Genomic DNA, 8108 nt, shown 5'->3' on the forward strand with positions numbered 1-8108 from the left:
CCCTTCGATTAAGAACGTTCGAGTTCGATGTCCAGGCCCAGGGAACGGATTTCCTTGACCAGCACATTGAACGATTCCGGCATGCCGGCCTCGATGGCGTGTTCGCCCTTGACGATGCTCTCGTACACCTTGGTACGGCCCTGCACGTCGTCGGACTTCACGGTCAGCATTTCCTGCAGCACGTAAGCGGCGCCATAGGCTTCCAGCGCCCACACTTCCATTTCCCCGAAACGCTGGCCACCGAACTGGGCCTTGCCGCCCAGAGGCTGCTGCGTGACGAGCGAGTAAGGCCCCGTGGAACGGGCATGCATCTTGTCGTCCACCAAATGGTGCAGCTTCAGGTAGTGCATGTAGCCAATGGTGGTCGGGCGCTCGAAGCGCTCGCCGGTGCGGCCATCGAACAGGTACGCCTGCGTGCGTGCGGAGGTCAGGCCCTTGCGCTCGGCGATGTCGTCCGGATAGGCGATCTTGAGCATGTCCTTGATCTCTTCTTCCGAAGCGCCGTCGAACACCGGGGTGGCATACGGCACGCCGTTGGTGAGGTGACCGGCCATGGCCATCAGCTCATCGTCGTTGAACTGCGACAGGTCTTCCTTGCGTCCGCGCGAGTTGTACACCTCTTCGAGGAACTTGCGCATGTCGGCCGCCTTGGCCTGCTCCTGCAGCATGTTGCCGATGCGCTGGCCGATGCCCTTGCCAGCCCAGCCCAAGTGCACCTCGAGCACCTGTCCGATGTTCATGCGCGATGGCACGCCCAGCGGGTTCAGCACGATGTCGGCAGGGGTGCCGTCGGCCATGTAGGGCATGTCTTCGACCGGAACGATCTTGGACACTACACCCTTGTTGCCGTGGCGGCCGGCCATCTTGTCGCCAGGCTGCAGGCGGCGCTTGACGGCCAGGTACACCTTGACCATCTTCAGCACGCCCGCGGGCAGCTCGTCGCCTTGCGTGAGCTTCTTGCGCTTTTCCTCGAAAGCCAGATCGAAGCTGTGGCGCGTCTGCTCCAGCGAGTTCTTGATCGACTCCAGCTGCGTGGCCACTTCGTCTTCCGCCGGGCGGATGTCGAACCAGTGGAACTTCTCGACGGAGGCCAGGTAGGCCTTGTCGATCTTCGTGCCCTTGGCCAGCTTTTGCGGGCCGCCGTTGGCCACGCGGCCGTTCAGCAGCTTTTCGATCCGGTCGAACGCGTCGGCTTCCACGATGCGCAACTGGTCGTTCAGGTCCAGGCGGAAGCGCTTGAGTTCGTCGTCGATGATCTGCTGGGCGCGCTTGTCGCGCTGGATGCCTTCGCGGGTGAACACCTGCACGTCGATCACAGTGCCTTGCGAGCCCTGGTCCACGCGCAGCGAGGTGTCCTTCACGTCGGAGGCCTTCTCGCCGAAGATGGCGCGCAGCAGCTTCTCTTCTGGCGTCAGCGTGGTCTCGCCCTTCGGCGTGACCTTGCCCACCAGCGTATCGCCGGGCTGCACTTCGGCACCCACGTAGATGATGCCGGACTCGTCCAGGCGGTTCAGCTGCTGTTCCGACAGGTTCGGAATGTCGCGCGTGATTTCTTCGGCGCCCAGCTTCGTGTCGCGCGCCATGACCACCAGTTCCTCGATGTGGATCGAGGTGTAGCGGTCTTCTGCCACGACGCGTTCGGAGATCAGGATCGAATCTTCGAAGTTGTAGCCGTTCCAGGGCATGAACGCGATCAGCATGTTCTGGCCGATGGCGATCTCACCGAAGTCCGTCGATGCGCCGTCGGCGATCACATCCCCCTTGGCCAGCACATCGCCCTTCTGGACGATGGGGCGCTGGTGGATGTTGGTGTTCTGGTTGGAACGCTGGTACTTGATGAGGTTGTAGATGTCCACACCCACTTCACCGGCCACCGCTTCCGCGTCGTTCACGCGGACCACGATGCGGGTCGCATCCACATAATCCACCACGCCACCGCGGTTGGCGGTCACCACGGTGCCCGAGTCCACGGCGGCCACGCGCTCGATACCGGTGCCCACCATGGGCTTTTCCGGACGCAGCACAGGCACGGCCTGGCGGGACATGTTGGCGCCCATCAGTGCGCGGTTCGCGTCGTCGTGTTCGAGGAACGGCACGAGCGAGGCGGCCACCGATACGATCTGCGCAGGCGACACGTCCATGTACTGCACGCGCTCGGCGCTCAGCAAGGTCGACTCGCCCTTTTCACGTGCCGACACCAGGTCGCCCGTGAGGCGGCCTTCCTTGTCGAGCGTGGCATTCGCCTGGGCGATCACGTACTTGCCTTCTTCGATGGCGGAGAGGTAATCGATCTGGTCGGTCACCTTGCCATCCACCACGCGGCGGTACGGGGTTTCAATGAAACCGTACTCGTTCAGGCGGGCGTACAGGGCCAGCGAGTTGATCAGCCCGATGTTCGGGCCTTCCGGCGTTTCGATCGGGCACACGCGGCCATAGTGGGTCACGTGCACGTCGCGCACTTCGAAACCGGCACGCTCGCGGGTCAGACCACCCGGGCCAAGGGCCGATACGCGGCGCTTGTGGGTGATTTCGGCCAGCGGGTTGGTCTGGTCCATGAACTGCGACAGCTGGGACGCACCGAAGAACTCCTTGAGCGCCGCGGAAATCGGCTTGGAGTTGATCAGGTCGTGCGGCATCAGCGGCTCTTGCTCGGCCTGGCCCAGACGCTCCTTCACGGCCTTCTCGATGCGCGCCAGACCGGTGCGGTACTGGTTCTCGGCCAGCTCGCCCACGCAACGCACGCGGCGGTTGCCCAGGTGATCGATGTCATCGACTTCGCCGTTGCCGTTGCGCAGGTCCACGAGGATCTTGACCACGGCCAGGATGTCTTCGTTGGAGAGCACCATCGGGCCGGTGGATTCGTCGCGGCCGATCTTGGCGTTGAACTTCATGCGCCCCACGCGCGACAGGTCGTACGTGTCGGGGTTGTAGAAGAGGCGCTGGAACAAGGCCTGCACCGCGTCTTCCGTCGGCGGCTCGCCGGGGCGCATCATGCGGTAGATCGCCACGCGCGCAGCGAATTCGTCCACCGTTTCGTCGATGCGCAGCGTCTGCGAAATGTAGGCGCCCTGGTCGAGTTCGTTCGTGTAGATGACCTGCAGGTCCTGCACGCCGGCGGAGCGCAGCTTCTTGAGCAGCGCTTCGGTCAGCTCTTCGTTGGCCTTGGCAATGATTTCGCCGGTGTCGCCGTCGACGATGTTGCGCGCCACCACGCGGCCGATCAGGAAGTCTTCGGGCACGCTGATGTGCGTGGTGCCGGACTGCTCCAGTTCGCGGGTGTGGCGGGCCGTGACGCGCTTGTCCTTGGCCACGACCACCTTGCCCGACTTGTCGGTGATGTCGAAACGCGCCACTTCGCCACGCAGGCGGTCGGAGACGAACTCCATCTGCGCGCCGCTGTCCATCAGGCGGAAGTTGTCGTTGACGAAGAAGTTCGCCAGGATCGATTCGGGGTTCAGGCCGATGGCCTTCAGCAGGATCGTGACCGGCATCTTGCGGCGGCGGTCCACGCGGAAATACAGGATGTCCTTCGGATCGAACTCGAAGTCCAGCCACGAACCGCGGTAGGGAATGATGCGCGCCGAAAACAGCAGCTTGCCCGAGCTGTGGGTCTTGCCCTTGTCGTGCTCGAAGAACACACCGGGCGAGCGGTGCAGCTGCGAAACGATCACACGTTCCGTGCCGTTGATGATGAACGAGCCCTTGTCGGTCATCAAAGGCACCTCGCCCATGTAGACCTCTTGCTCCTTCACTTCCTTGACGACCTTGGACTGCGACGTGGAGGACTCGCGGTCATAGATGATCAACTGCACCTTGGCCCGCACGGCCGAGGCAAAAGTCAAACCACGGGTCTGGCATTCACGCACATCGAATGCCGGCTTGGCGAGGTTGTACTCGATGAACTTCATCTCGACAAACCCATTGTGCGAGACGATCGGGAAAGCAGCGTCGAACGCGGCCTGCAAGCCTTCTACGGTTCTTTTCTGGGGGGCTTTGTCAGCTTGCAGGAACGCAGTGTATGCGTCCTTCTGCATCTGCAGCAGGTAAGGGACTTCCAGCACGCTGTCGCGGCTGCCGAAACTTTTGCGAATTCGCTTGCGTTCGGTATAGGAATAGGCCATGAGATCTCCGGGCAAAGACATGAGTCCTGGGTCTTCGACGACTGACCTGCAAGGGCGCTTCCTTGCAGGCTTGGCGGTTGGCCACTACCAACCATGGCGGACGGCGATGCGTTGCACATCACCCGAACCAAGGTATCTTCTGCTGTCGGGATGGTCAGAAGACACTAGAAAGCAGTGGCGTGGGCACTGCTTTCTGGTGCGCTCTGGGCGTGAACCCCATAAGCACCAAAGGCTGGGAGCCCTTGCGGAGCCCCCAGCCCTGGAATCCAGGCGAATTACTTGAGTTCAGCCTTGGCGCCAGCTTCCACCAGCTTCTTGACGGCAGCTTCGGCGTCGGCCTTGGCAATGCCTTCCTTGACGTTCTTCGGAGCGCCGTCCACCAGATCCTTGGCCTCCTTGAGGCCCAGGCCGGTGATTTCGCGCACGGCCTTGATCACGGACACCTTGTTGGCGCCGGCTTCGGTCAGCACAACGTTGAATTCCGTTTGCTCTTCTGCAGCTGCAGCAGCACCGCCGCCACCGCCAGCAGCAGGAGCGGCCATAGCGGCTGCGCTCACGCCAAACTTTTCTTCAATGGCCTTCACCAGGTCATTGAGTTCCAGAACCGTCATGCTGTCCAGCGCGGTCAAAAATGCGTCTTTATCGAATGCCATTTTTATTTCCTAACAATTGGTTGGTTGTCTGCCGGGCAATCAAGCCGCGACAGGTTCGGCGGCCGTTTCGGCAGCGCCTTCGCCTTTTTTGGCCGCCAACGCGCCCAGCACAACGGCCGTACGCGAAATGGGGGACATAAGCAAGCCGCAAATCTGAGCCAACAGAACTTCCTTGGGAGGAATGTTAGCCAGTTGCTTAACGCCGTTGATATCCAGGGCTTTGCCACCGAAAGCGCCACCGCGAATCACCAACTTGTCGTTGGTCTTCGCGAAATCGGCCACCACCTTAGCGGCGGCCACAGCGTCTTCGGAGAAGCCATAGATCAGCGGACCGGTCATCTGGTCTGCCACCACGTCAAACGCGCTGCCAGCCACAGCACGGCGAGCCAGGGTGTTCTTCAGAACACTCAGGGTCACGCCCTTGCTGCGAGCATCAACACGCAGTTTGGTCATGTCGGCGACCGTGATGCCACGGTACTCCGCGATCACAAGCGTTTGAGCTTTAGCGGCGAGGCTGGTCACTTCACTGATGACCGCTTCTTTCTCACTGCGATTAAGACTCAAGGTCTACTCCTTAAAATGCGCACTCGGCACAGGCCTCGTACACGCTCTTGTTGCAGCGACCAACTGTTCAGGAAAATTTTCCATCTGCAGCGGGATCGCCATCTGCGTTGGCATCACTGTGGATTTAAGCGCGACGGGTTCGCGCACCAACGGTCTTGGATGGCCTGCGGCGACCGAAGCAGCCGCAGCCCACCACATCGAACCCATCCAAGGACGAATTCGAAGATTTCTTGCAATTACGCTGCGATGGATTGCGTATCCACGCGGACACCCAGGCCCATCGTGGAAGACACCGCCACCTTGCGCAGGTACACGCCCTTGCTGGTTGCAGGCTTGGCCTTGGTCAGCGCTTCGATCAACGCAGCCAAGTTGCCTTGCAGCTTGTCGTTGTCGAACGAGCGGCGACCAATCGTGCTGTGCACGATACCAGCCTTGTCGACGCGGAATTGCACTTGACCTGCCTTGGCGTTCTTCACGGCCGTGGCGACGTCAGGCGTCACGGTGCCCACCTTGGGGTTGGGCATCAGACCGCGTGGACCGAGGATTTGACCCAGCGTACCGACAACGCGCATGGCGTCTGGGGCGGCGATCACCACGTCGAAAGGCATGTCACCGGCCTTGACCATCGCGGCCAGGTCGTCCATGCCAACGATGTCAGCGCCAGCAGCCTTGGCTTCTTCAGCCTTGGCGCCTTGGGCAAACACCGCCACACGGGTCGTCTTGCCAGTACCGTTTGGCAGCACCACGGCGCCGCGAACCACTTGGTCAGACTTCTTGGCATCAATGCCAAGCTGAACGGCCACATCGATGGATTCGTCGAACTTGGCCGTAGCGGCTTCCTTCACGATCACGACGGCGTCAGCGAACGCGTACAGCTTGTTGCTATCGACTTTGCCTTGCAGGGCTTTTTGCTTCTTGGTCAGCTTGGCCATTTTATAAACCCTCCACCGTCACGCCCATCGAGCGAGCAGAACCAGCCAGCGTGCGCACAGCGGCGTCGACATTGGCAGCGTTCATGTCCTTCATCTTGGTCTTGGCGATCTCTTCGAGCTGCGCGCGCGTGATCTTGCCGACCTTGGTGCTCAATGCGTTGGCAGAGCCCTTTTCAAGCTTGATGGCCTTCTTGATCAAGGTCGTCGCAGGCGGCGTCTTGATGATGAAAGTAAAGCTCTTGTCTGCAAATGCCGTGATGACCACTGGCAGGGGCAGGCCTGGCTCGACACCTTGAGTCTGCGCGTTGAACGCCTTGCAGAACTCCATGATGTTAAGGCCACGTTGACCCAGAGCAGGACCGATTGGTGGGGATGGATTGGCCTTACCAGCTGGAACTTGCAGCTTGATAAAACCGACGATTTTTTTCGCCATGGTTTACTCCTTGCGGGTATTAGCGCTTAGGCCACGGCCTCAGCTCCCCGGGGTTTACGACTCATCAAACAATTCGCACCGAGTCGAAAAATGCGAATCCAAACAATCAGGTTTTTTCGACCTGACCAAATTCCAACTCTACGGGGGTAGAACGGCCGAAGATCATCACGGACACGCGTACCCGGCTTTTTTCGTAATTGACTTCTTCGACAGAGCCATTGAAATCAGTGAACGGACCTTCTTTAACCCGAACCAGTTCACCCACCATGAATTCAATCTTGTGCCGAGGCTTGTCTGTGCCTTCCTGCATTTGGCTGACAATCTTCTGAACTTCTTCTTCAGAAATAGGAGCCGGGCGATTCTTGGCACCACCAACAAAACCCGTCACCTTGTTCGTGTGCTTGACCAAGTGCCAGGTGTCATCGTCCATGACCATTTCCACGAACACATAGCCGGGAAAGAGTCGACGTTCAGTGGTCTTGCGCTGACCATTCTTCATTTCAACGACCTCTTCGGTCGGAACGAGAATGCGGCCGAACTTCTGTTGCATGCCAGCGCGACCGATGCGCTCCACGATGTTGCGCTCAACCGCCTTTTCCATGCCGGAGTAAGCGTGAACGATGTACCACCGCAAATCAGGATTCACAGGAGTGGCCGGGCTGGCAGCGTCAGTGCCGCTGACTTCGATAGCGTCCGTCATTACTTTCTCCACCCCAGAATCAAATCATACAAAACCCATTCCAAAGTCTTGTCGGTGAACCAGAGAAAGAGCGCCATGATGACGACAAACGCAAAAACGTATGCCGTCATTTGAAGTGTCTCTTTCCGCGTGGGCCAGACAACCTTCTTGACTTCACGCCAAGCATCCTGCGCGAAGCCCACAAATTGACGCCCAGGCTCGGACACCAAGAACACAGCCACCGCAATTGCAAGCCCGACAAGCAGCGCAGCCCACTGAACGATCGGCCCCTGCTTTCCCAGCAAATAGAATCCGGCAATCGCTGCAAGAACAATTGCCACCACCGCAGCGAGCTTGGCTTTATCAGCGCCCGTACTAACAGTTTCAACTTGAGACGTGGCCATACTTAACTGGTTTCTTACTTTAAGTTTCGGCATCCACAAGACACCGAAGCCCGCCAGGGCCTGGCGGGCTTGTAATTGCCACGATCAAGTGGCAGGGGCAGTAGGAATCGAACCTACAACCTTCGGTTTTGGAGACCGACGCTCTGCCAATTGAGCTATACCCCTACATTCACGCTTTAAGCAATGATCTTGGCGACGACGCCGGCGCCGACGGTGCGACCGCCTTCACGGATGGCGAAGCGCAGGCCTTCTTCCATGGCGATGGGGTTGATCAGCTTGACGGTGATCGACACGTTGTCGCCGGGCATGACCATTTCCTTGT

8 protein-coding genes and 1 tRNA gene are annotated in these 8108 nt (G+C 59.7%); all 9 read right to left on the reverse strand.

Annotated elements, in window-relative coordinates:
• Nucleotides 1-8 precede the first annotated feature (8 nt).
• Nucleotides 9-4121, reverse strand: a complete 4113-nt coding sequence (gene rpoB, locus AVMA1855_RS24220) for a DNA-directed RNA polymerase subunit beta (RefSeq protein ID WP_284414555.1) — start codon at nucleotides 4119-4121, stop codon at nucleotides 9-11.
• 275 nt (nucleotides 4122-4396) lie between these two features.
• On the reverse strand, nucleotides 4397-4774 hold the full coding sequence (gene rplL, locus AVMA1855_RS24225) for a 50S ribosomal protein L7/L12 (protein WP_284414553.1): 378 nt from the start codon (nucleotides 4772-4774) through the stop codon (nucleotides 4397-4399).
• Between the two features lie 39 nt (nucleotides 4775-4813).
• The gene (rplJ, locus tag AVMA1855_RS24230; RefSeq protein WP_272566785.1) at nucleotides 4814-5338 is read right to left on the reverse strand and encodes a 50S ribosomal protein L10; all 525 of its coding nucleotides are present in this window, start codon (nucleotides 5336-5338) and stop codon (nucleotides 4814-4816) included.
• Between the two features lie 236 nt (nucleotides 5339-5574).
• Nucleotides 5575-6270 carry a 50S ribosomal protein L1 gene (rplA, locus tag AVMA1855_RS24235; protein ID WP_272566783.1) on the reverse strand — a complete coding sequence of 232 codons (696 nt, stop codon included), beginning with the start codon at nucleotides 6268-6270 and terminating at the stop codon, nucleotides 5575-5577.
• A gap of 1 nt (nucleotide 6271) precedes the next feature.
• Entirely contained in the window at nucleotides 6272-6703 is a 432-nt protein-coding gene (gene rplK, locus AVMA1855_RS24240; RefSeq protein ID WP_092941599.1) for a 50S ribosomal protein L11, read from the reverse strand.
• 106 nt (nucleotides 6704-6809) lie between these two features.
• The gene (nusG, locus tag AVMA1855_RS24245; protein ID WP_272566782.1) at nucleotides 6810-7403 is read right to left on the reverse strand and encodes a transcription termination/antitermination protein NusG; all 594 of its coding nucleotides are present in this window, start codon (nucleotides 7401-7403) and stop codon (nucleotides 6810-6812) included.
• Nucleotides 7403-7786 carry a preprotein translocase subunit SecE gene (gene secE / locus AVMA1855_RS24250; RefSeq protein WP_272550594.1) on the reverse strand — a complete coding sequence of 128 codons (384 nt, stop codon included), beginning with the start codon at nucleotides 7784-7786 and terminating at the stop codon, nucleotides 7403-7405. Before secE ends, nusG begins: the two co-directional genes overlap by 1 nt.
• 89 nt (nucleotides 7787-7875) lie before the next feature.
• Nucleotides 7876-7951, reverse strand: a tRNA-Trp gene (locus AVMA1855_RS24255).
• Between the two features lie 11 nt (nucleotides 7952-7962).
• On the reverse strand, nucleotides 7963-8108 hold a 146-nt coding region (locus tag AVMA1855_RS24260), incomplete at its 5' end, for an EF-Tu C-terminal domain-related protein (RefSeq protein ID WP_502870364.1).

It is taken from the genome of Acidovorax sp. SUPP1855, assembly GCF_030158955.1.
Taxonomy (GTDB): domain Bacteria; phylum Pseudomonadota; class Gammaproteobacteria; order Burkholderiales; family Burkholderiaceae_C; genus Paracidovorax.